The 24,088-nt window shown below is 68.4% G+C and carries 17 protein-coding genes and 1 tRNA gene; 12 read left to right on the forward strand and 6 right to left on the reverse strand.

Annotation, left to right across the window (positions count from 1 at the left end):
- Positions 1-26 precede the first annotated feature (26 nt).
- The 3 genes from lgt (at position 27) to D457_RS0106540 (ending at position 3,725) form a co-directional block, all read left to right on the forward strand.
- Positions 27-1,145, forward strand: a complete 1,119-nt coding sequence (gene lgt, locus D457_RS0106530; RefSeq protein ID WP_017579844.1) for a prolipoprotein diacylglyceryl transferase — start codon at positions 27-29, stop codon at positions 1,143-1,145.
- Positions 1,146-1,250: 105 nt separating this feature from the next.
- Positions 1,251-2,435 carry a hypothetical protein gene (locus D457_RS0106535; RefSeq protein WP_020480259.1) on the forward strand — a complete coding sequence of 395 codons (1,185 nt, stop codon included), beginning with the start codon at positions 1,251-1,253 and terminating at the stop codon, positions 2,433-2,435.
- A 447-nt stretch (positions 2,436-2,882) separates the two neighbouring features.
- Positions 2,883-3,725 carry a hypothetical protein gene (locus D457_RS0106540; RefSeq protein ID WP_017579845.1) on the forward strand — a complete coding sequence of 281 codons (843 nt, stop codon included), beginning with the start codon at positions 2,883-2,885 and terminating at the stop codon, positions 3,723-3,725.
- 148 nt (positions 3,726-3,873) lie between these two features.
- Here D457_RS0106540 and D457_RS0106545 read toward each other — a convergent pair whose 3' ends face one another.
- Positions 3,874-5,742, reverse strand: a complete 1,869-nt coding sequence (locus D457_RS0106545; RefSeq protein ID WP_017579846.1) for a bis-aminopropyl spermidine synthase family protein — start codon at positions 5,740-5,742, stop codon at positions 3,874-3,876.
- Positions 5,743-6,331: 589 nt separating this feature from the next.
- Here D457_RS0106545 and gltB point away from each other — a divergent pair.
- From gltB to D457_RS0106565, 4 genes are all read left to right on the forward strand, one after another.
- The gene (gltB, locus tag D457_RS0106550) at positions 6,332-10,888 is read left to right on the forward strand and encodes a glutamate synthase large subunit (protein WP_039831005.1); all 4,557 of its coding nucleotides are present in this window, start codon (positions 6,332-6,334) and stop codon (positions 10,886-10,888) included.
- A 27-nt stretch (positions 10,889-10,915) separates the two neighbouring features.
- The gene (locus tag D457_RS0106555; RefSeq protein ID WP_017579848.1) at positions 10,916-12,370 is read left to right on the forward strand and encodes a glutamate synthase subunit beta; all 1,455 of its coding nucleotides are present in this window, start codon (positions 10,916-10,918) and stop codon (positions 12,368-12,370) included.
- 103 nt (positions 12,371-12,473) lie between these two features.
- Positions 12,474-12,851, forward strand: a complete 378-nt coding sequence (locus D457_RS0106560) for a DUF2784 domain-containing protein (protein ID WP_017579849.1) — start codon at positions 12,474-12,476, stop codon at positions 12,849-12,851.
- 72 nt (positions 12,852-12,923) lie between these two features.
- A complete protein-coding gene (locus D457_RS0106565) occupies positions 12,924-13,817 on the forward strand; it encodes a hypothetical protein (RefSeq protein WP_017579850.1) in 894 nt (297 codons plus the stop codon).
- A gap of 113 nt (positions 13,818-13,930) precedes the next feature.
- Here D457_RS0106565 and D457_RS0106570 read toward each other — a convergent pair whose 3' ends face one another.
- Positions 13,931-14,686: a maleylpyruvate isomerase family mycothiol-dependent enzyme gene (locus tag D457_RS0106570; RefSeq protein ID WP_017579851.1), complete on the reverse strand. Its 756-nt coding sequence runs from the start codon at positions 14,684-14,686 to the stop codon at positions 13,931-13,933.
- 111 nt (positions 14,687-14,797) lie between these two features.
- Between D457_RS0106570 and pyk the strand changes: the two genes are divergently transcribed.
- On the forward strand, positions 14,798-16,231 hold the full coding sequence (gene pyk, locus D457_RS0106575) for a pyruvate kinase (protein WP_026116399.1): 1,434 nt from the start codon (positions 14,798-14,800) through the stop codon (positions 16,229-16,231).
- Positions 16,232-16,502: 271 nt separating this feature from the next.
- Here the strand turns inward: pyk and D457_RS0106580 are convergent, their stop codons facing one another.
- Both D457_RS0106580 and bla read right to left on the reverse strand, forming a co-directional pair.
- On the reverse strand, positions 16,503-17,474 hold the full coding sequence (locus D457_RS0106580) for a DUF1266 domain-containing protein (protein WP_026116400.1): 972 nt from the start codon (positions 17,472-17,474) through the stop codon (positions 16,503-16,505).
- Between the two features lie 257 nt (positions 17,475-17,731).
- A complete protein-coding gene (gene bla, locus D457_RS0106585; protein ID WP_026116401.1) occupies positions 17,732-18,640 on the reverse strand; it encodes a class A beta-lactamase in 909 nt (302 codons plus the stop codon).
- A gap of 126 nt (positions 18,641-18,766) precedes the next feature.
- On the opposite strand from bla, the gene D457_RS0106590 reads away from it, so the two are divergent.
- Together D457_RS0106590 and D457_RS0106595 are read left to right on the forward strand one after the other, a co-directional pair.
- Entirely contained in the window at positions 18,767-19,633 is an 867-nt protein-coding gene (locus D457_RS0106590; protein ID WP_017579855.1) for a LysR family transcriptional regulator, read from the forward strand.
- Positions 19,630-20,517 carry a serine hydrolase gene (locus tag D457_RS0106595; protein ID WP_017579856.1) on the forward strand — a complete coding sequence of 296 codons (888 nt, stop codon included), beginning with the start codon at positions 19,630-19,632 and terminating at the stop codon, positions 20,515-20,517. The genes D457_RS0106590 and D457_RS0106595 overlap by 4 nt, the downstream gene beginning before the upstream one ends.
- A gap of 1 nt (position 20,518) precedes the next feature.
- Here D457_RS0106595 and D457_RS0106600 read toward each other — a convergent pair whose 3' ends face one another.
- Complete coding sequence (locus D457_RS0106600; protein ID WP_017579857.1) at positions 20,519-21,319, reverse strand: LAGLIDADG family homing endonuclease; 801 nt, start codon at positions 21,317-21,319, stop codon at positions 20,519-20,521.
- An 83-nt stretch (positions 21,320-21,402) separates the two neighbouring features.
- Positions 21,403-21,478 (reverse strand) — tRNA-Leu (locus D457_RS0106605).
- A 153-nt stretch (positions 21,479-21,631) separates the two neighbouring features.
- On the opposite strand from D457_RS0106605, the gene D457_RS0106610 reads away from it, so the two are divergent.
- Positions 21,632-22,201, forward strand: a complete 570-nt coding sequence (locus D457_RS0106610; protein WP_017579858.1) for an ANTAR domain-containing response regulator — start codon at positions 21,632-21,634, stop codon at positions 22,199-22,201.
- Between the two features lie 327 nt (positions 22,202-22,528).
- Positions 22,529-24,085, forward strand: coding sequence for a branched-chain amino acid ABC transporter permease (locus D457_RS0106615; protein WP_017579859.1), 1,557 nt, complete (start codon positions 22,529-22,531; stop codon positions 24,083-24,085).
- Positions 24,086-24,088 lie beyond the last annotated feature (3 nt).

Genomic DNA, 24,088 nt, shown 5'->3' on the forward strand with positions numbered 1-24,088 from the left:
GCGAACCCGAGAGCAGAGCAGTGACATTGTCGTCGACAGCTTCCGAGGGCGCGGCCGAGTTCGGCCGCGCCCTCGCGGCCATTCCCAGCCCGGAGATCAACTCGATCCCCATCGGTCCGTTCCAGATCCACTTCTACGCCCTGTGCATCCTCGCCGGGGTCATCGTCGCGGTCTTCTGGAGCGAACGCCGTTGGAAGGCGATGGGGGGCGAGCCCGGAACCATCATGGACATGGCCGTGTGGGCCGTGATCCTCGGTCTGATCGGCGGCCGCCTCTACCACGTCATCAGTGACGCGCACCTGTACTTCGGTCCGGACCGCGAAGCCATCCGCGCCCTCTACGTTTGGGAGGGCGGCCTCGGCATCTGGGGCGCCGTCCCCCTCGGAGCCGTCGGCGTCTGGCTGGTCGCCCGCAAGCGCGGACTGTCGATGTCCAAGCTCGCCTTCGCGATCGCTCCCACGATCCCCCTCGCCCAGGCCATCGGCCGCTGGGGCAACTACTTCAACCAGGAACTCTTCGGCCGCCCCACCGACCTGCCCTGGGCCCTGGAGATCTACCCCACCCCCGAAGGCCACATGCGCGCCGGCATGGAGGTCGGCGTCACCACCTACCACCCCACCTTCCTCTACGAATCCCTGTGGTGCCTGGTCCTGGCCGTCCTCCTGGCCTACCTCGGACGCCGCTTCGAGGGCTCCCTCCAGGGCGGACGCCTCTTCGCCGTCTACGTCATGGGCTACTGCGTCGGTCGGTTCTGGATCGAGTACCTGCGCGTGGACCCGGCCAACGACTTCTTCGGCATGCGCCTGAACAACTGGACCTCCATCGTCGTCTTCCTCGGCGCCCTCGCCTACTTCGTCTGGGCCGGCCGCCGCCTCGACTCCTTCTCCACCGCCGTCGTCCCGCACGGCCACGACGCCGGGACCCAGGTGTTCGGGGACACAACCGACAGTGAGAAGGCTGACGAAGGCACCGTCTACAGCGCCGTGGACACCGATGATTCGGTGTTCGACCAGGACACGGGCTCTTCCGAGGGAGCCGGAACGGAATACCACCCGAGCCCTGAGCGATCTAGTAGCGAGGGCTCCACGGAGGACGACGCCAGCGCGGACGGCGACGAGAAAAACTCCGGGTCGAAGCCCGAATAGAGCGGGAGAACACCGAAGCCCGGCGCACAGGCCCGTGGCCGACCGCGCCGTACGGCGTTTCCCGCACCAGTCGAGCAGACCACGGGTTGACGATTGAGAAAGACCGTGAGCAGAGCCGAGTCCGGTCCCGGACGCAGACGTCGGCGCGGCGGATCACGCCGCGCCGACAGCGCCCGCACCGAGGAGTACGTCGAGGACTACGGCACCGAGGACGGATACGAGGAGCAGTACGACCCGGAGGAGGACTTCTCCGCCGAGTACGGCCACACCTCGTCCAGGTCCGGTGCCGAGCACGACGGCTATGACGACGATCCCGACGCCGGATACGAGGACGACTACGAAGAGGAGGACCGGGCCGAGCAGTCCGGTCGTTCCGGAGGCCGCCAGAGCCGGCGCAAGGACAGGGGCAAGGACAAGAAGGGCGTGGGACGCGTCTCCGCCTTCTCGGCGTCCGCGATCAAGAAGGTGTCGGTCCTGGGGGAGCGACCCAACCAGATCGTCTACACCCTGGCCGAACAGAGCAAGCGCAAGCGCGGTACCGCCGTGCTCGGCGTGCTGCTCGGCGCCTTCAGCATCGCGCTGGTCGCCCTCCTCGGTGTGCTGAGCTTCCAGCTCCTCACCGGGGCCGGCGGCAACACCGACCGCGGTGAGGACAGCATCGTCGCCCCGCCCGACGGGCACAGCACCATCACACCGGATTCGTACCTGTTCGAACCGGACAACCCCGAGGTCTTCGGCCCCATCGAGCACCGGGCCGAAGACGCCGAGCCCATGACCCAGGAGTCGGTCTTCGGCTCGGTCGATGAGCTCGACATGGCCGGGATGGACCTTCAGCTGCGCGACTCCGAGGTCACCGACTCCTGCACATCCCTGGTCTGGGGGGAGCAGCTCGGCCAGAGCCTGTTGGACGCCAACTGCCTCAACGCGGCCTCCGGTGTCTACACCGACGGCGACGGGGACTACATCGCCCAGGTGACCCTGTTCGACCTCTCCGACAGCGAAGGCGCCACCGACGTGGCCGCCGCACTGGACCCGACCAACGCCGAGACCGGTACGGGGTTCCTGCTGACCCGCGAGGCCGAGGGCGTCGAGGGGCTCCGGGACGGCTACAGCCAGGCCAGCACCCAGGTCATGGGCCACTACCTGGCCGTGTACTGGGTCGCGGCCACCGACGGCTCTCCGCCCGGGGACGACCCCGGTATCGCCACCGCGAGCGTGGTCTCCCAGAGCGCCTTCGGCTTCGTCTACGACGAGGTCGTGGCGAACCGGCCCGCGGAAGAGGAGGAGTAGGCGCGAGCAGTGACAGGGGAGCCCCGCGCAGCGGTGGCGACAGAACTGTTCGGCCCTGTCGGACGCCCCGATAGGATCTCGGACAGATCGACCCACTCCCGCTAGGACGTGTTCCGCGGACGCCGGTTCCGCGGATGCCGAGGAACACGGCCGAGGGTCGTGACGAGGGGGAGTGATCCCCCTCCACATCCCGAGCGCAACCGGGCCGGTCACTTCGCGTGACCGGCCCGCATCCACGGAAAGGTCCTTTGGGTGTCCCCTTCTGAACCGCCGACGCCTGGCAGGCCGGGCCGCCGGAGGAAAAACAGCGAGCCCGCCGAGCTTCCGGCCGCGGCAGACCAGTCCGCCCAGTCCACCCAGGGCCGGGCGGAGAACAGTGCGGACCGTGCGGGCGGTCGCCGCAAGGGCGGCGGCCGACGCAAGAAGGAACCCCGCCGCTTCGGCCGCATGCTGACCCTGCTGGTCGGCGCGCTGGTCGTGGCGCTCGTCGCGTTGGGCACGGTGCTCTTCTTCGACCTGACCGGCGGCGACGACGAACAGCAGGCCGCCCAGGAGACCCGCCCGGCCCTGTACCGGATCCAGGACTCACGGGACAGCAACATGAACGTGGTGCTGTCCTCGCGCGAGGACGACACCCGCCCGCTCAACGAGGGCGAGCTGTTCGAACGGCACAACTCCGAGATCTCGGGCCAGAGCCTGGACTTCACCCTGCGCGACTCGGACCTGACCGAGGACTGCTCGGCCGCGGTCTGGGGCGACGGGCTCCAGCAGGCCCTGACCGATGCGGACTGCACCCAGGCGGGCCGCGCCACCTACGTCTCCGATGACGACATCTTCGGTGTGGTCACGGTGTTCAACCTGGCTGACATCGAGGACAGCCGCGCCGTGGCCCAGGCCATGGAACTGCCCGAAACCGAGGAGGACGAGGAACCGGTCGACCCCGGGTTCGTCCTGCCGCCCTCGGGCAACGACCCCTTCGACCGCCTCGGCGCCGGCTACAGTGCTGCCGACGCGATCATCACCGGTCACTACCTCGTGGTGGTCTGGGTCCAGCCCGCCGACTCCGAATCGGTGGAGGAGCGCGTCAGCCTGGTGGCGCCGCTGGTGACCCTGGCCAACTTCCGCAACCCCTTCTTCCGGCGCATCGGCGAGGTCGGCGGCGGTGAGGGGACCGGTACCGAGGAAGGCGCCGGGGACGGCACCGAGGAGGAACTGGTCGAGGACCCGCCCCTGGAGGAGGAGCTCCCGATCGAGGAGCAGGTCGAGCAGCCGGTCGACCCCGGCGAGTAGCCGCGGGCGGCGACCGACGCACAACCGAAGCACACACGGGGGCGGGGCCCGGCGGAAGTCACCTTCCACCGGGCCCCGCCCCCGTCATGTCACCGCTGACCGCGTGCTGGCGCTGACCGCATGCCCGGGGCTGACCGCGTGTTCCCGCTCAGCCCTTGGCCTGCTGGAGCTCCTCCACCCGGGCCACCAGCTCCGAGGCCAGCACCCGCAGTTCCGAGAACCGGTGCTCGGGCAGGTCCAGCAGGCTGTGCCCGCTCAGCCAGCCCGGAGCCGAGGCCACCGCGTGCCGGGCCGTGCGCTTGTTGATCGGCCGCCCCCGCCAGGCCGCCACCTCCACCAGCCCGGTCCGCATCGTGGTGGTCAGCGTCCCGTGTGCGCGCCCCTGCACGTGGGCCAGCAGCCGCCCGGTGCTCCCGCCCGGCTCGGGGTTGCGCCTCAACCGGATCGCCGTCAGGTCCGGGGCGCCCAGCCCCCGCAGGAACCGCACCCGCGATCCGGGCTCGACCAGGGCGCGGAACTCGCGCTGGCCCGCCTCGTCGCGCACCCACCGCGAGGAGGAGGGCACCAGTACGAAGGTCTCGTCCGTGGTCGCGGCCAGCGCCACCCGGGGAGCCAACCGCTCCCACCCGCCGGTCAGGTTGACCACCGAGCACGCCCCGACGGCGGTGGGGGAGTCCATCCAGGTGGACAGGCGCACCCGGACGTCCTTGGTGACCTCGCGGGGCCAGTCACCGACCAGGGCGGGCGCGGCCGCGCCCGCGGCGGTGTCGGCCTGGTCAGCCTTCTCGTCCTTCTCGGCGCCGTCCGCGTTCGCCGGGTCCTCCGTGCTCTCCACGGCCTCGGCGCTCTCACCCTTGAGCAGCCCGGACACCCGTTCCAGCACCGCGGCGGCCCGTTCCAGGGTCAGCCCGCCCTTGGCCTCCTTGGCGTTGGATCCCTGGCTGTACACCCGGGAGGCGTCCCCGCCCGCGAAGAGCAGGGTGCGCGAGAGCGGCCGCAGCACGTACAGGTCGCTGGCGGCACCGATCGACTCCGCGCCCAGGTACCGGTTGAAATCCGGCCACACCGCCTCCATGAGCAGCCCCGAACGCACCATGCGCGCCTGGGTGGCGGCGGCCAGCTTCGGGGTGGTCTCACTGGCCCCGTAGGCCACCAGCACCCTGCCCCGCTTGGGGTCGGACAGCCCCTCCACCCCGCGCCGCACGAACAGCTCCACCCCGTCGGGGGTGTAGGGCGGGTCGGTGAAGACCAGGTCGGCGCTCTCCCGCAGCGTCGCGGGCAACCCCAGCCGCAGGTCCGCGCTGTAGGTACGCACCGGCAGCCCCAGCCGCTCGGCCACCGCGTCGATGTGCGCCAGCACTCGCTCGTCCAGGTCCACCACCGACACCCGCACCCCCGGCTGCACCAGGGCCAGCGCCAGGGAGGTCAGGTCGTGGTCGCCCACGCACAGCAGCGTGCGCTGGCTCAGGTCGAACCGGGTGGCTAGGAACAGCGCCCGTCGCAGGGCGGTCTCGGCGGTCGCCGACACATGGTCCAGGTCGAGGTCGGAGGAGGGTCCCTCATGGACTGCGCGCACCAGTTCGGCGGCGGCCCGCGGGTGCTCCGAGAGCAGGTGGGCCACCGGGTCGGCCAGGATCGGGGCGTTCGCGCCGTTGTAGTGGGCGGGTCGCCGCAGCCGGCACCGGTCACGCTCGGGCTCGCGCACCAGCTCCCCGGCCTCCTCCAAGGACTTGAGCAGGGAGGAGACCACGGCGTAGGCGACACCGCTGGCGCGCACGAGGTCGTTGGCGCTCCACCAACGGCCGTCGGAGAGCAGCGCCAGGATCATCCTGGGCCGAGGGGCGTCGGTGCCGTGCTCGCGCAGGAAGTTCTGTGCGGCCTCGGGGAGGGGCGGATGCTGGTTGGGCCGGGGGGCTGCGGGTGTTGCCAGAACCGGGATCCCTGGTACGCGGGTGGTCTTGTCAGCGGTGGTGGCGCCGGTCTCGTCCGGGCCGGGGGAAATCGGGTGTCCTGCCATCTGCCGATCCTCCCATGTCACGCGGGCTCCACCGGTGGCTCAGCGGTGACTCGGCCCGGGGTGGTTCATGCCGGATGAGGGAGATATCACTTCCCTGGTCACTTCCTCCCCCCTTGGGCCCGGCGTTAACGCCGAGGTAATGTGGGCTTGCGGCGCGCTGTGTTCGTGTGCCTCGGGTGAAGAATCGGCCCCCGGTCGGCGTTTTACCCACTTTGGGAGGTTTAGCGGGGTTCCCTGGTGGAAAAACCGGCTAGGCCAGCCTTCACCGGATGCGAATCCGGGAGGGACACGTGTCACCTTCCACGGATCGGGCACGCACTGACCGACGGCGCACCGCGGCGCCACCTGGTCTAGACCTACGATTCGCATCGTGGCTGGACCAGCATGTATAAGAGAACCTGCCCGCAGCGGGCAGCCCGACCAGCACCGGCGACACGAGGACGTGTACGCGAGACGGTGAACCGGCCGGGCACCCGCACAGCCGGGCCCCGCCCCACCGGGCGGACACAACAGCATCACGTACGCAGCAGGGCCAATGTCGTCCCGGATGCGCTTTTCACGAAGCCGATCTAAGACGACAGGAGGGTAGATGCCTGCTGGAAACGTGCGGCGTTCGTCCGTCCGAACGAACGCAACCGCCACACCCCAGGGCCTGTACGACCCCACCTTCGAGCACGACGCCTGCGGTGTGGGCTTCGTGGCCGACCTCACTGGACGTCGCAGTCACGACATCGTGCAGAAGGCGCTCACCGTACTGCGCAACCTGGACCACCGCGGCGCCTCCGGCGCCGACCCCGACGACGGCGACGGCGCGGGCATCCTCACCCAGGTTCCGCACGAGCTCTACACCGAGGTCTGCGACTTCCCGCTCCCCGAAGCCGGCACCTACGCCACCGGCATCGGCTTCCTCCCCTCCGACGCCGCCGAGCGCGCCGCCGCCGTGGAGAAGATCAACACCATCGTCACCGACGAGGGCCTGACCCTCCTCGGCTGGCGCGAGGTACCCTTCGAGCCCCAGTACAGCGGCCCCGCCGCCCGCGAGGTCATGCCCTACTTCGGGCAGATCTTCATCACCGGTACCGAGGGCACCCCCACCGAGGGCCTCGCCGGAATCGACCTCGAGCGCCACGCCTACTGCGTCCGCAAGCGCGCCGAGCACGAGACCGACGTCTACTTCCCGAGCCTGTCCCCGCGCACCATCGCCTACAAGGGCATGCTCACCACCCCGCAGCTGGAGCCGTTCTTCCCGGACCTGTCCGACCGCCGCTACGCCTCCGGTCTGGCCCTGGTCCACTCCCGGTTCTCCACCAACACCTTCCCGTCCTGGCCGCTCGCCCACCCGTTCCGCTTCGTGGCGCACAACGGCGAGATCAACACGGTCAAGGGCAACCGGAACATGATGCGCTCGCGCGAGGCCAAGCTCGCCAGCGACCTCATCCCCGGCGACCTGAACCGCATCTTCCCCATCGTCGACCCCGACGACTCCGACACCGCGTCCTTCGACGACGCCCTGGAACTCCTCCACCTCGGCGGCCGCTCCCTGCCGCACGCGGTCCTGATGATGATCCCGGAGCCCTGGGAGAACCACACCGAGATGGACCCGGCCGTCCGGGCCTTCTACGAGTACCACTCCACGCTCATGGAGCCCTGGGACGGCCCCGCCTCGGTGTCCTTCACCGACGGCACCCTCGTCGGCTCCGTCCTGGACCGCAACGGCCTGCGCCCCGGCCGCTACTGGGTCACCGACGACGGCCTCGTCGTCCTGGCCTCCGAAGCCGGCGTCCTGGACATCGACCCCGCCACCGTCGTGCGCAAGGGCCGCCTGCAGCCCGGCCGTATCTTCGTCGTCGACACCGCCCAGGGGCGGATCATCGAGGACGAGGAGATCAAGGCCGAACTCGCCGCCGAACACCCCTACCAGGAGTGGATCGACTCCGGCGTCCTGCGCCTGAACGACCTCCCCGAGGCCGAGCCCACCCCGGTCACCGAACTCAACCTCGCCCAGCAGGTCTTCGGCTACACCGAGGAAGAGCTCCGCATCCTCCTCACCCCGATGGCCCGCACCGGCGCCGAGCCGATCGGCTCCATGGGCACCGACACCCCGGTGGCCGCCCTGTCCGACCGCTCGCGCCAGCTCTTCGACTACTTCTCGCAGAACTTCGCGCAGGTCACCAACCCGCCGCTGGACGCCATCCGCGAGGAAATGGTCACCAGCCTCTCCACGCTCCTGGGCGCCGAGCACAACATCCTGGACGCAGCTCCCGGCGACACCCAGCGGCTCGTGCTGCCCACCCCGGTCGTCGACCAGGCCCAGCTCGCCGCCATCGTCGCCGCCGGACAGACCAACCCCGCCCTGAAGACCTTCACCGTCGACGGCACCTACCCCGTCGACGGCGGCGGCGACGCCCTGTCCGACCGCCTGGACGAGATCAACACCGAGGTCTCCGCGGCCATCGCCGACGGCGCCCACATCCTCGTCCTCAGCGACCGCGCCGCCGACTCCGGCCGCGCCCCCGTCCCGTCACTGCTGCTCACCGGATCGGTCCACCACCACCTGGTCCGCGAGAAGGCCCGCACCGAAGTCGGCCTGCTCGTCGAGGCCGGCGACGTGCGCGAAGCCCACCACGTCGCCCTCCTTGTCGGCTACGGCGCCTCCGCGGTCAACCCGTACCTGGCCCTGGAGACCGTCCGCGACCTCGTCGAGCGCGGTGTCATCGGCGGCATCGAAGCCGACCAGGCCGTCGCCAACGTCGTCAAGGCGTTCGGCAAGAGCGTCCTGAAGATCATGTCCAAGATCGGCGTGTCCACGGTCAGCTCCTACACCGGCGCCCAGATCTTCGAGGCCCTTGGCCTGGGCCAGGACGTCATCGACCGCTGCTTCACCGGCACCACCTCCCGCCTGGGCGGCGTCGGCTTCGACGTCCTCGCCGAAGAGGTCGCCATCCGCCACCGCCGCGCCCACACCGCCACCCCCAACGCCCACCGGCGCCTCGAGGTCGGCGGCGAGTACCAGTGGCGCCGCGAGGGCGAACCGCACCTGTTCAACCCCGAGACGGTCTTCAAGCTCCAGCACTCCACCCGGAGCCGCAAGTACGAGATCTTCAAGGAGTACACGAGCAAGGTCGACGACCAGGCCGAGAAGCTCATGACCCTGCGCGGACTCTTCCGCCTCAAGGAGGGCGTGCGCGAGCCCGTCCCCATCGACGAGGTCGAACCCGTCTCGGAGATCGTCAAGCGCTTCTCCACCGGCGCCATGTCCTACGGCTCCATCTCCGCCGAGGCCCACGAGACCCTCGCCATCGCGATGAACCGCCTCGGCGGTAAGTCCAACACCGGCGAGGGCGGCGAGGACCCCGCACGCTTCACCCCCGACGCCAACGGCGACCTGCGCCGCAGCGCCATCAAGCAGGTGGCCTCCGGCCGCTTCGGCGTCACCTCGCACTACCTCAGCAACGCCGACGACATCCAGATCAAGATGGCCCAGGGCGCCAAGCCCGGCGAGGGCGGCCAGCTGCCCGGCCACAAGGTCTACCCGTGGGTGGCGCAGACCCGCCACTCCACCCCCGGCGTCGGCCTCATCTCGCCGCCGCCCCACCACGACATCTACTCCATCGAGGACCTCGCCCAGCTCATCCACGACCTCAAGAACGCGAACCCCGCCGCACGGGTCCACGTCAAGCTGGTCTCCGAAGCGGGCGTGGGCACCGTCGCCACCGGTGTGTCCAAGGCGCACGCCGACGTCGTCCTCATCTCCGGCCACGACGGGGGCACCGGCGCCTCGCCGCTCAACTCGCTCAAGCACGCGGGCACCCCCTGGGAGCTCGGCCTCGCCGAAACCCAGCAGACCCTCCTGCTCAACGGCCTGCGCGACCGCATCGTCGTCCAGGCCGACGGCCAGATGAAGACCGGCCGCGACGTCCTCGTCGCCGCGCTGCTCGGCGCCGAAGAGTTCGGTTTCGCCACCGCACCCCTCGTCGTCTCCGGCTGCGTCATGATGCGCGTCTGCCACCTCGACACCTGCCCCGTGGGTGTGGCCACCCAGAACCCCGCCCTCCGGGAGCGGTTCTCCGGCAAGGCCGAGTACGTCGTCAACTTCTTCGAGTTCATCGCTCAGGAAGTCCGCGAGTACCTCGCCCAGCTCGGCTTCCGCAGCCTCGACGAGGCCATCGGCTCCGTCGACCTGCTCGACACCGCCGACGCCGTCGACCACTGGAAGGCCCAAGGCCTAGACCTGTCGCCCATCCTGCACGAGGTCGAACCCATCGCCGGCGACCACCGCGCCCACCGCCGCGGCCAGGAACACGGCCTCGAAAAGGCCCTGGACAACACCCTCATCCAGCTCAGCGAGGGCGCACTCGACTTCGGCCAGCCGGTCAAGCTCGAACTCCCGGTCCGCAACGTCAACCGCACCGTCGGCACCATGCTCGGCCACGAGGTCACCAAGCGCTACGGCGCCACCGGCCTGCCCGACGACACCATCGACGTATCCTTCACCGGATCCGCGGGACAGTCCTTCGGCGCCTTCGTACCCAAGGGCATCACCCTGCGCCTGTCCGGCGACGCCAACGACTACGTCGGCAAGGGCCTCTCCGGCGGCCGCGTCATCGTCCGCCCCGCCGAAAGCTCCACCCTGGTCGCCGAGGACCACATCATCGCCGGAAACGTCATCGGCTACGGCGCCACCTCCGGAGAGATCTTCCTCCGCGGCATCGTCGGCGAACGCTTCTGCGTCCGCAACTCCGGCGCCCTCGCCGTCGTCGAAGGCATCGGCGACCACGGCTGCGAGTACATGACCGGCGGCCGCGCCGTCATCCTCGGCCGCACCGGACGCAACTTCGCCGCCGGCATGTCCGGAGGCATCGCCTACGTCCTGGACCTGGACACCGAACGCGTCAACGGCGAAATGGTCAACATCGAGGAGCTCACCGATGAGGACCGCGAATTCCTCACCGACGCACTCAGCCGCCACCACGCCCTGACCGGCTCCACCGTCGCCGAACGCCTCCTGGCCCAGGGCGACAAGGGCCTCGACCGCATCGCCAAGGTCATGCCGCGCGACTTCAAGCGCGTCCTGCTCGCCCAGGCCGAAGCCGAACGCGAAGGACGCGACGTCAACGAGGCCGTCATGGCCTCCGCACAGTCCTGAAGTCAGCACACGAAAGGAGGAAGAACCATGGCTGACCCCAAGGGTTTCCTGAAGATCACCGAGCGCGAGCTCCCCAAGCACCGCCCCGTCGACGTCCGCATCCAGGACTGGCGCGAGGTCCACGAGGACTTCGACCGAGGAACCGTCACCAAGCAGGCCTCACGCTGCATGGACTGCGGCATTCCCTTCTGCCACAACGGATGCCCCCTCGGCAACCTCATCCCCGAGTGGAACAACCTCGTCTACACCCACGACTGGGCCGAGGCGATCGAACGGCTGCACGCCACCAACAACTTCCCCGAATTCACCGGCCGCCTCTGCCCGGCGCCCTGCGAATCGGCCTGCGTGCTCGGCATCAACCAGCCCGCCGTCACCATCAAGAACGTCGAGGTCTCCATCATCGACCGCGCGTGGGAGGAAGGCTGGGTCAAGCCCCTGCCGCCCACCCACCGCACCGGCAAGAAGGTCGCCGTCGTCGGCTCCGGCCCCGCCGGCCTGGCCGCCGCACAGCAGCTCACCCGCGCCGGACACGACGTCACCGTCTACGAGCGCGCCGAACGCATCGGCGGCCTGCTCCGCTACGGCATCCCCGAGTTCAAGATGGAGAAGCGGCACATCGACCGCCGCCTCGCCCAGATGAGCGCCGAAGGCACCACCTTCCGCACCGGCGTCAACATCGGCGTCGACCTCACCGTCGACCAGCTCAAGGCCGACAACGACGCCGTCGTCCTCACCGGCGGCGCCACCAAGTGGCGCGACCTGCCCGCAACCGGCCGCGAACTCAAGGGCATCTACCAGGCCATGGAGTACCTGCCCCTGGCCAACCAGGTGCAGGAGGGCGACCTGGACCGCGCCCCCATCCACGCCGAAGGCAAGCACGTCGTCGTCATCGGCGGCGGCGACACCGGCGCCGACTGCGTCGGCACCGCCCACCGCCAGGGCGCCGCCTCGGTCACCCAGCTCGAGATCATGCCCAAGCCCCCCGCCAAGCGCCCCGACCACCAACCCTGGCCCACCATGCCGATGCTGTACAAGGTCACCAGCGCCCACGAGGAGGGCGGCAAGCGGATCTACTCCGTCAACACCCTGGAGTTCCTGGGCGACGAGGACGGCAACGTCCGCGCCCTCCAGCTCGTCGAGGTCAAGCGCGGCCCGAACGGCTTCGAACCGGTCGAGGGCACCGAACGCGAGATCCCCGCCGACCTGGTCACCCTCGCCATGGGCTTCGTCGGCCCCGAGAAGGAGGGCATGCTCGACCAGCTCGGCGTCGAACTCGACGGCCGCGGCAACGTGGTCCGCGACAACGACTACAAGACCACCGTCGACGGCGTCTTCTGCGCCGGCGACATGGGCCGAGGCCAGTCGCTCATCGTCTGGGCCATCGCCGAGGGCCGCTCCGCCGCCGCCGGCGTGGACCGCTACCTCACCCAGGACACCACCCTGCCCGTGGCCATCCCGCCCACCGAGCGCCCGCTCGTCTAACGGGCACCTCCGGGCAACCGGCGACCACAGGCACAACCGAACAACGAAAACACAGCGGGTGCGGGGGCTACCCCGCACCCGCTGTGCGTCCTACGATCAACGCATGGTCTACCGCATCATCGGCGAAGGGGCCATGGTCCTCCACCTGGCCTTCCTCCTCTACGTCGCACTCGGTGGTTACCTCTCCTGGCGCTGGCCCCCCATGATCTGGCCCCACCTCGCCTGCGCCCTCTACGGCCTCGGCATCACCGTCATCGGCTGGGACTGCCCCCTCACCCACGTCGAGAACTGGGGCCGCGAACAGGCCGGACAAGCCGGACTCCCACCCGAAGGCTTCATCGAGCACTACCTCACCGGCGTCATCTACCCCACCGAACACCTGCTCACAGCCCAGCTCCTCGTCGCCCTCAGCGTGGTCGCCTCCTGGGCCGGAGCCCTCTACCTACAACGAAAACGCAAGACGGCAGGGAACCGCGCGTAAAAATCGCGGATGGATCCCGGCCACGCTATTCACGCCCAGCCCACCGACACCTACCGTCGAAACATGACCGTAGTGACCTGGGACTCTTACCTCGCGGCCGACCACTTCGTCATGCGCAGCGCCCGGCTGGTGGACCGGCACCGCTTCGCCTACCACTTCCAAGCCGGACCGGACCAACCCGTACGCGCAGCCCTGGCCGCCCACCGCAACCTCGACGGCGGCTACGGCAACGCCCTCGACCCCGACCTGCGCGGCCACGCCAGCCAACCCGCCGCCACCGAGATCGCCCTGCAGTACCTGGACGAACTCGGACCCATCCCCGAGGACATCGGCCTAGGCGTCTGCCGCTACCTCACCTCGATCAGCAACGACGACGGCGGCCTGCCACCCGTCCTGCCCAACGTCCGCTACACCGAAGCCGCCCCCTGGTACCAGAAGACCGACGACTTCGACAGCCGCCTCGACATCACCGCGATGATCACCGGCCTGCTCCACAAGAGCAACATCACCCACCCCTGGCGCGACCGCGCCACCGCCTACTGCTGGAAGCACATCGACAGTCTCAACTGGACCGACCCGCACGAAGCCATCGGCATCTGCGCCTTCTTGCAGTACGTCCCCGACCGCGCCCGCGCCGTCAGCACGATGAACCACATCGCCCACATGATCCGCGCCGTCTTCGACGTCCACCCGCGAACCACCGGACACGTCCACACGCCGCTCGACCTCGCCTGCCACCCCGACCACATCGCCCGCCCGCTCTTCAGCGACGCCGAGATCGAACGCAACCTCGAGGCCTTCGAGAACCAGCAACGCGCAGACGGCGGCTGGGAAGCCTGCTGGGACCACTGGGACACCACCGCCACCCTTGAACGCGAGGGTATGCGGACCATCCAGCGCCTGCGCATCCTGCGCACCTACAGCCGCGTCCAGCCGGACCTGCCGAGCCCGCGCCGCGCCGACTGAGCCGCCATCCGCGGTGATCTTGCTACCAGAAACGAGTTCGGCCCCTTGGGTTGAGGTGGTACAGCGCTCCTGGTGGCAAGATCACAGGAAAACCGTGGTCCTGTGTGCGGGGATCAGCCCAGGGCCAGGGCGCGCACGCCCGCGCCCTCCAGCACTTCGCGCTCCAGCCGCTCCGGCGCCCGGCCCGTCACCACCCGCACCGCGCTCAGCGCACCGGCTCCGAAGACCCCCGGCAGCACCTTCTCCACCGCCTCCCGGTCCGCCGCGCCGAACAACACCTCGTGAACCACATCCAGGGCGGCATCCGTCGTCCACGGCTGCCTGCCCAGTGCGTCCGCCAGATCCAGACCGTGCAGCGACAACTCCACCACTCGGGTCACCAGGTAGTCCGTCAGCAACATCGGGTCACCGTGCCGCGTCACTATCGTCCGCTCCGCCGGCTGTTCGGCCAACCGCTCGGTCAGCGTGCGCCAGGTCTCCCCCAGCACTCGCCCCGGCTCCGCCGCATCCGAACGCCGCGCCGCCCGCTCCATCGCACTGTCCACGCGAGCCGTGTTCACCTCGGGGGAGAAGCGCACCTCCGGCACGTAGTACTTCGCCGCGGACACCAGCCCGTCCGAAATTTCGGGCGAACTTCCGTCCAAAGCCACCAACACCTGGTTCAGCGAACCCACCGTGTGTACCGACAGCGCCGCCACGTCCCACGGCGCGCACCGCGTCGGCAACACCACCTCGGAATCCGACAAACCCAGCAAAAACCCCTGCAAAGCCGCGATTTCCGACTCCAGAGAGGACACCACCACAGAACGATCGAACACAGGAACCCCTTCAACGAACACGAAACGCCAGCCACCGACCACGCCCCACATCCAACACCCCTCACCCAGGGTCACCACGTTCGCCCCGACTCCACCTCACATACGTGCATTCGCAACCTGGTTTAGACCACTCCATCCCCCAGACGCTCTAAAGTGATACTCGTGACACGTCGAGCAAAAATCGTTGCGACCCTTGGCCCCGCCACCTCGAGCCTGGAAACACTCCGGCAACTCGTGGACGCCGGCCTGGACGTCGCACGACTCAATCTCAGCCACGGAACCCACGACGACCACAGCGCCAGCCTGGCCAACCTCAGGCAGGCCGCTGAGGGCGCCAACCGAGCAGTGGGGGTCCTCGCCGACCTCCAAGGACCCAAAATCCGCGTGGGAACCTTCCCCGACGGACCCGTCGAACTCGAAGCCGGCGACGAGTTCACCATCACCATCGAAGACGTGCCCGGCACCAAAACACGCGTCTCCACCACCTACAAGGGGCTCACCAACGACGTCCGCCCCGGCGACCGCGTCCTCATCGACGACGGCCGCGTCGTGCTGGAATGCACCAAAACCACCAGCACCGACGTCCACACCCGCGCCATCTTCGGCGGCACCGTCTCCAACCACAAGGGACTCAACCTCCCCGGAGTCGCCGTCAGCGTCCCCGCCCTCACCCAAAAGGACGAGGACGACCTGCGCTGGGCCCTGCACCAAGGCGTCGACATGGTCGCCCTCTCCTTCGTCCGCAGCCCCGCAGACGCCGAAGAGTGCCACCGCATCATGGACGAGGAGGGCATCACCGTCCCCCTCATCGCCAAAATCGAAAAGCCCCAGGCGGTCGAGCGCCTCCAGGACATCATCGAGGTCTTCGACGGCGTCATGGTCGCCCGCGGCGACCTCGGCGTCGAACTGCCCCTGGAAAACGTCCCGATGGTCCAAAAGCGCGCCGTCGAACGCTGCCGCGACAAGGCCAAACCGGTCATCGTCGCCACGCAGATGCTCGAATCCATGATCAGCGCACCCCGGCCCACCCGCGCCGAGGCCTCCGACGTCGCCAACGCCGTCCTCGACGGTGCCGACGCCGTCATGCTCTCCGGCGAAACCAGCGTCGGCAAGTACCCCATCGAGACCGTCGAGACCATGGCACGCATCGTCAGCGCCGCCGAGCAGGAATCCCTGCGCGCCTCGCACATCCTCAACCGGGTACCCGAAACCACCGGCGGAGCCATCGCCCGCGCCGCGGCCGAGATCGGCGCCACCGTCGGCGCCAAGGCCCTGGTCGCCTTCACCATGTCCGGTGAGACCGCCAGGCGCCTGGCCCGCTACCGCTCACCCATCCCGCTCCTGGCCTTCACCACCGAGGCCAACACCCGGGGCACGCTCTCCCTGACCTGGGGCACCGAGAGCAACCTGGTCCCCTGGGTCGACAACACCGACGACATGGTCCGCCAGGTCGAGAGCGAACTGCTCCAGCTCGGTGACTACCACAAGGGTGACAAGGTCGTCATCGTCGCCGGCAGCCCGCCCGGAACCACTGGTTCCACCAACTCCCTGCGCGTCCACCGACTCGGCGACGCCGTCGCCCTCGGCAACAGCTGAACCAGCTGACGCGTGAACAGGCGCCCTGAGCCGGGGCGCCGATGACGGGCCGCATCAGGTCCGGCCCGGAGGAAGGCGTACTGAGCCGCGCCGACCTCTCCGGGCCGACCGGTGCGGCCAATGTCGTTCCCAGGGAGCGCAAAGGGTGAGAGCGCAAGGGGCGAGAAAGCAGGGGAGGGGCCGGGGGAGGGTCCCTACGAGCGCCAGACGCCCCCTACGGCCTCCGAAGGGACCTCCGCACACTTCCCCCGCCGGGGAGCAGAAGCGGTCTCTACTCCTGGTTGGAGGAGACCCCGCCCTCGAACGTCACCCGCTCCAACGGCATGTCCCACGGAAGCAGGTTCCACGGGCTCTTCGGGTCCTCGTCCAACAGACCCAGCGCCACCCACACCCGGTCCGCGTCCGGACGGTCATCCGCCACCTCGTCGCCGTCCACACCCTTGTCCGGCCACAACAGGTAACCGGCGTGGAAAGCCGTGGACAGCTGACCCCACGACGAATAACGGCGCTGCAGATCCGACGCCACCCGGCGCAATAGCGTCTGCGTCTCCACCGGACTCAGCCAGTCCAACGTCGCCCCACCGCAGACCAACCGGATGACGTGCACCGACTTCCACCACTGGTAGGCGCCGATGATCACCGTCTCGTCGCCCTCGGACACACCCGTGACGGCACGCAGCCGGGCCACCTGCTCCGCGGACAGCCGCACCGTCTCACCGGTGACCTCACCGCCCTGGTCCGAAGGCAGCCGCGAACGCGCCGTCCCCGCCCGCAGGTCCACCGCCAGGTCCAGGCTCGGCCCCGCGTGCAGATCGGTCAGTAGCGCGTTCACCGCCGCCAGCAGCGACTCCCGGTCCACCACCGACCACTGGCGCTCCAGCATCCGCTGGTAACGCCGCCGCAGGCTCGGGCGGGCCACCACGTCCCACGGTTCGGCCAACGCCACCCGGAACGGGGCCGCCACCGCGGCGGCCCACCGCTCCGTGCTCAATGGGGCCTCGGGGTCCTTGGTCCGGATCGCGGGCGACTCACGCGCACCCACCACCAATTCGGCGAAGGAACCGGCCGCCAACGCCACCAACGGCAGGAACGACCAGCCAGGAAGATCCACGGCGACCAGCAGGACCGCCGTCAGCGCCACCGGGGTCAACAGCCACGGCTGCCGCCGCCGGGACCCCCAGGCCACCACGACCCAGGCCCCGATCACCAGCGCGCCGATCACCCCGGCCACCGCGGTCAACAACCGTCGCCCCTCTCTCGCACCGAGCCCCTCCTGACAGGGCTTTGTGCCATCAAGGATCAGGTACGCGGCACCTCACAGGCGACCGAACCGACGGGTTGTACTCAGGTTGTGGCCGTGATGTGACCGGTTCAGCCCGCTTGCGCCTACATAAAGTGACAAAAGACCTATTTGGGGTCGAAAGGGTCGGGTAGTTACAGAGGTTCTGGCCAGTCTGTCCCGCACTGACCAGAACCCCCGCCACACCCGCCGAAAACCCGCTAACCCAGCGCCTCCACCACCACCTCGGTGGCCTCCGCGACCAGCGCGTTGTCGAACTCAGCCCCCTCCTCGTTACGGCTCGTCAACACAGCCACGACGATCGGGTCACCACCCTCCGGCCACACCACGCCGATGTCGTTGCGCATCCCGCCAGCGCCGCCCGTCTTGTCACCCACGACCCACCCCTGCGGCACACCCGCACGGATCAGCTCATCCCCCGTCGTGTTCCGCACCAACAGGTCCACCAACACCTCACGACGGTCCTCCTGCAACACGTCCCCCAACGTGAACGCCTCCAGACTCCCCGCCAGAGCCTCCGGAGTGCTGGTGTCCCTCTCCTCACCCGGACCCACATCGTTCAACTCGGTCTCCCACCGCACCGGGTTGGTCACCTCGTCACCGGCCAACTCCACCAGGGCCTCCCCGAACCCCTCCGGACCACCGACCTCCGCCAGCAACAGGTTCGCCGCCGCGTTGTCGCTGTAGCGCACCGTCGCGTCACTCAACTCCAACAGCGACATCCCCGAACCCACGTTCTCCTCCGTCACCGGAGAGTGATCCACCAGATCCTCCTCCCCGTACTCCACCACCCGCTCCATCTCCTCCAACGAGTTCTCCGACAACACCACCCCCGCCAACAGGGCCTTGAACGTCGACAGGAAAGCGAACCGCTCATTCGCCCGGAACGCGACCTCCTCACCCGAACCCGTGTCCAACGCGTACACCCCCAACCGGGCGTCGAACTCCTCCTCAAGAGCCCCGAACTCCGCCACATAATCCACCCCGGCCGGAGCCTCCGACGGCGTACCACCCGAAGAAGCACCCCCGCCGGCCTCCGCCGCACCACACCCCACCAACGGCACCAAAGCAACCGACGCCACAAACCCACGCCACACCGAACTACGCACAACAACCCCCGTGAAGAAGAGACCACGAGCCACAACCAGCCCGCCCCCGCAGTCTCACCACCCACCAACCATGCTGTCCAAGACACAAACAGCCACACCCATGCACATTCGACATAACCTCAGCACATGGACCTCGTCGGAGCCTGCACCGCCTTCATCCACGTCAGCGACCGCGGCAGCTTCACCCACGGCGCCGCAGCCGCCCGCATCCCCCAACCCGTCGCCAGCCGCCGCATCGCCGCCCTCGAAAAACACCTCGGCGCACCCCTCTTCGACCGCACCACACGAAACCCCACCCTCACCCAGTTCGGCCACGCCGTCCTCCCCACCGCACGACGCCTCGTCCACCTCGCCCACACCCTCGAACACGACGCCGCCCAAGCCCGCCACACCCCCCTACGCATCGCCGTCCCCACCACCTGCACCACCCACGACCTCGCCCACCTCACCGCCCAAGCCCGCCGACACGACCTCCACCTCGACCCCCACCCCGCCCCACCCGCCCAACGCGACGAACTCCTCCACACCAGACAAGTCCGCACCGCCATCACCGCCGTCCCACCCGACCAGGCCCACTGGACCGTCCCCCTCGGCCTGGCCACCCACCACCCACCCCACGCCAACACCCACTACCTCGAAACACTCAGACCCCACCGAAACGACACCACCCCGCCCCGCCGCGTCTGGATCCAACCCGAAGACGACACACCCCACATCCGCGACCCCCTCACCCACACCGGCGACAGCATCGGCCTCCACCCCACCCAGATCACCCACGCCACCACCCTCACCACCGCCACCGCCGAAATCCTCACCACCCACGACCTCCTCCTCTGCTCACCCCGCCAAGCCGAAGACCTCAACCTCCACTGGCGCCCCCTCGGAGAAACCCAACCCACCCGCACCTACACCGCCACCGGAGAACAAGCCGAAACCCTCCGCACCCACCTCCACACCCACGTCGCCCACTGCCTCGGAGCACCCACCCCGTGATCACCCAACGACTCCACACCGAACTCGACCAAGCCGGACTCCACGCCTCCCTCCTCATCCGCGACCTCAACACCGGCCACGAAATCGGCATCAACCCCGACACCCCCTACGCCACCGCCTCCCTCGTCAAAATCCCCCTCGCCCTGGCCACCCTCCAACGCATCCGACAAGGCGAACTCGACGGCGCCACCCCCCTCCACATCAAGCCCGACGGCCCCACCCTCGGCCCCACCGGCCTCGGCCGATTCCGACACCCCACGACCATCGCCATCGACGACCTCCTCCACCTCGCCATGTCCCTCAGCGACAACGTCGCCGCCGACGCCCTCTTCGACCTCACCCCGCCCGCCCACGTCACCCAGACCCTCCACCAACACCACATCCACGGCATCACCGTCCGCCACCGCATCCGCGACCTCAACGAGACCCCCGCCGAACGCCTCGCGCCCGACGAAACCCACCTCGCCCACACCCTCGCCATCCAGGCCCAGACCGCCGGACACGGCCACCGCATCCCCCAACTCGACGTCACCCTGGCCAACTCCGGCACCGCCCGGGCCCACGTCGACCTCCTCCAAGCCCTCTGGAAACCCACCACCATCCACCCCGACACCGCCGCCCGCCTACGGGCCCTCATGGCCGACAACCTCATCCGCCACCGCCTCGCCCCCGAGTTCGACACCGACGCCAGCACCTGGTCCTCCAAGACCGGCACCGTCCTCAACCACCGCCACGAAGTCGGCGTCGTCGAACACAAGAGCGGCGAGGCCTACGCCATCGCCGCCCTCACCGCGTCCCAGGTCCCCGCCCGCCAACAGCCCGCTGCCGAAGCCCTCATCGGCCGCGCCGCCCGCACCCTCAGAGACCACCTCCGCGCCAACTGACTCAGTACTTGGGCCCGACGATGCGTTCCATCTTGGCCACTGCATCCTTGCGGGAGATGGACACGATTTGGGCGTTCCGAAGGGGGAGCTCCCGCTTGTTGACGTGGATCTTCCAAGCGATGCCCAGCCGATCCAGGGCACGAGTGAAGATTTCGATGATGTCCGTCGACGTGTTGGTGAAGTGGTAGCGCGGGTACTCGTAGTGGGTCGCTCCACCGTCCGGTCGCCGCTTGGGTATTCGGTTGATGGCTCGGCATCCATCAGAGTGAATGAACCCGCGTATGAGGGCTTCGGACTGCTCATCAGCGATCTCCTGCTGCCAGGGCTCCAAAACGATCGACCGCGAGTGCTTGTGTCCAGGGCCGTGCTGGGGGAAGATGCACGGCCAGTGCTTGGAGGCACCCTTGATCGCTACGCTGCCTGGCCGCTTGGCTTTGAAGGACTTGATCGGGAAGACGGCCTCCATCGCGGCCGTGCAGTAGCTGATCAGCTGCGGGTACTTGTTGTCGTAGTGGATCCACAGCACGTAGACATCGCGCCTGCCGAGGGTGATGTGCCCATCTCCGAGGTAAGCGCCGAGAAGGTAGGCGTATGCCTCGTGATTCAGCTTTCCGTCCGAGCACTTCGGGCAGTACATGGTGCGGTCCGCGCGGCGGGCCTCGGTCTCGGGGTTCCGGCGGCGGCCGTAGCGCCAGTGCCTAACTGCGTATATGGAGACACCGCAGCGGGCAGCGATCTCCCTATCAGTCAGACCTTGGGCTTTGAGCTGGAAGGTCTCGTCAACGATCGTGCGTGAGTACATAGGGTGCATGGTTGCTCACGCTTCGGACATTTTCGGGGGAGAGGTCCTCTGAGCAGCAAAAAAGCCACCCGTGAGGGTGGCTCTGGTACCCCGAGTGGGATTCGAACCCACACTGTGCGCCTTTTGAGGGCGCCTTCTCTGCCGTTGGAATATCGGGGCAAGGTGTGCCAAGTCGGACATCTTGGCAGGTGTTCGGTTTTGGTGGCGGTCCGTCAACGGTGAAGTCACGATTGACCAGCATTGCCGGGGCCGACGCACAGCATACTAGCGGATCTCGGTAACCTCGTGTACGTGACGAGGATGCAGAGCCGTGTGGTGATCGCGGAAGACGAGGCCCTGATCCGCCTGGATCTCAAGGAGATGCTCGAGGAGGACGGTTACGCCGTCGTCGGGGAGGCAGGCGATGGTGAGGCCGCTATTCGGCTTGCCCAGGAGCTGAGGCCCGACCTGGTGATCACCGACATCAAGATGCCGGTGCTGGACGGCCTTTCCGCCGCTGAGCGGATCGCGGGGGAGCGCATCGCCCCGGTCGTGATCCTGACGGCCTTCTCGCAGCGCGAGCTGGTCGAGCGGGCGCGGGAGGCCGGGGCCATGGCCTATCTGGTCAAGCCCTTCAGCAAGTCGGACCTGGTGCCGGCGATCGAGATGGCGACCTCCCGTTACGCCGAACTGGCGGCGTTGGAGGCGGAGGTCAGCAGCCTCACGGATCGGCTCGAGACGCGCAAGCTCGTCGAGCAGGCCAAGGGACTGTTGCAGAGCCGCCACGGGATGAGCGAGCCCGAGGCGTTCAGGTGGATCCAGAAGAACTCCATGGACCGGCGCCTGACCATGCGCAAGGTCGCCGAGACCGTCGTCGAGACGCTCGGCGGACAGCAGGGCTAACCGGCCGAACCGAGAAGTACTGAAGCAGGGGCCGTACCCGACCGGGTACGGCCCCTGCTTGTGTTCTCGGGGGCGCCACGCGGAGAAAACCTACAGATCGGCAGGTTGCGGCGTTGGAAGCTAGACGGTTGTTCAGGTTCAACGCGGATCCTGTACCGGTTTGGTCTCGTTTGCGCACAATGGGGTGACGGTTGGGTCACGTGGCTTAAGCGATGCTGAATGACCAGCCTAAACCGGGCTAAACTCACCGCACCGAACAGCTAAAGGACAGCGGCGGCCGAATGCGAGCATTCGGTGCTGCCGACCTCAGATGCGCAAGGAGCGCGCGTGCGCACACGCCTCGTGACCGTGTTGCTCGCCCTGATCACCGCATTCCTGGTGATTCCCGGGGCAGTGGCGACGGCAGACGAACAGGGCGGTGAGTCGCTGCACGGTCAGATCGGTCAGCCGGACGACCGGGACCAGGGTGTCGAAGGCATCCTGATCACGGTCTTCCAGGGTGAGGACGAGATCGATGCGGTGGAAACCGACTCTGATGGAATTTGGGAAGTGGAGTTGCCCGAACCGGGTGACTACCGCGTAGTACTGGACCAGGAGTCCGTCCCCAGCGAGTTCGCCGTACGCGAGACGAGTCTCGTCGTCGATGGTGTGGCCGAGGTGGAGGTCGACCCCAACGAACAGCGGCGCGTCCTCATCGTGTTGGAGAGCCCCGGTGCATCAGCTGGGCAGGACGAGAGTTCTCCCTCGCCCGACGACGAGGCGACGGAGGATGACGAGGCGTCCGAGGAGGACGTCGTCGCGGTCGAGGGCGTCAGCGGCGGTTTCGGTGAGCGCTTCGTGCAGCTCGCCGCGGCCGGTGTGCTGTTCGGCCTGGTCATCGCGATCTCCGCGATCGGCCTCTCACTGATCTTCGGTACGACGCAGGTCATCAACTTCTCGCACGGTGACATGGTCACCTTCGGTGCGATGATGGCGCTGCTGTTCAGTACCGGTGCCGCGGGGCTGGGCAACTCCCTGCTGGCGATCTTCGCCGGTCTGGGGGTCGCGATCCTGCTGGGCGCCTTCATGGAGGGCAAGCTCAACCGGACGACGCTGATCGTCATCCAGTGGTCGGCGGTCTTCGGCGGTATCGCCCTGGCGACGCTGTTTGGCGTGCTGGGTGATGACCTCGGCTGGCGGGTGCCGCTGTGGGTGGCCGCGGGTATCGCGGTGATCATGGGCGGTGTCCTGGGCGGCACGATGGAGCGCTACCTGTGGCGGCCGCTGCGTAAGCGCAACGTGGCCCTGATCCAGATGTTCATTGTCTCGATCGGTCTGGCGCTGATCCTGCGGCACGTGATCCTGGTGCTCTTCGGGGCCAACCGGACGCGTTACTCCGGTTACCAGGTGCAGGAGATGGTGCACTTCGGGCCGATCTCGATGCCCCCGCGTGACCTGGTGATCATGGCGGTCGCGGTCGCGGTCCTGGTGTTGGTGGCCTGCCTGCTGCAGTTCACCCGTATCGGCAAGGCGATGCGCGCGGTCTCGGACAACCGGGACCTGGCGGAGTCGTCGGGTATCGACGTGGACCGGGTCACGCTGTACGTGTGGTTCCTCGGCGGCGGTTTGGCGTCCCTGGGCGGTGTGCTCTTCGGCCTGAACCAGGTCGTGGACTACGAGATGGGCTTCCGTCTGCTGCTGCTGATGTTCGCCGCGGTGATCCTGGGTGGTCTGGGCACGGCCTACGGTGCGATGGTCGGCGGTCTCGCGGTCGGCCTGGTGGCGATGCTGTCCACCTTGTGGTTCCCCACACAGCTCATGCAAGCGTGGGCTCTGGCCCTGATGATCCTCATGCTGCTGATCAGGCCCCAGGGTCTGCTCGGTCGGCGCGAGCGGGTCGGCTAGGAG

Source organism: Nocardiopsis valliformis DSM 45023 (assembly GCF_000340985.1).
In the GTDB taxonomy this organism is placed as follows: domain Bacteria; phylum Actinomycetota; class Actinomycetes; order Streptosporangiales; family Streptosporangiaceae; genus Nocardiopsis; species Nocardiopsis exhalans.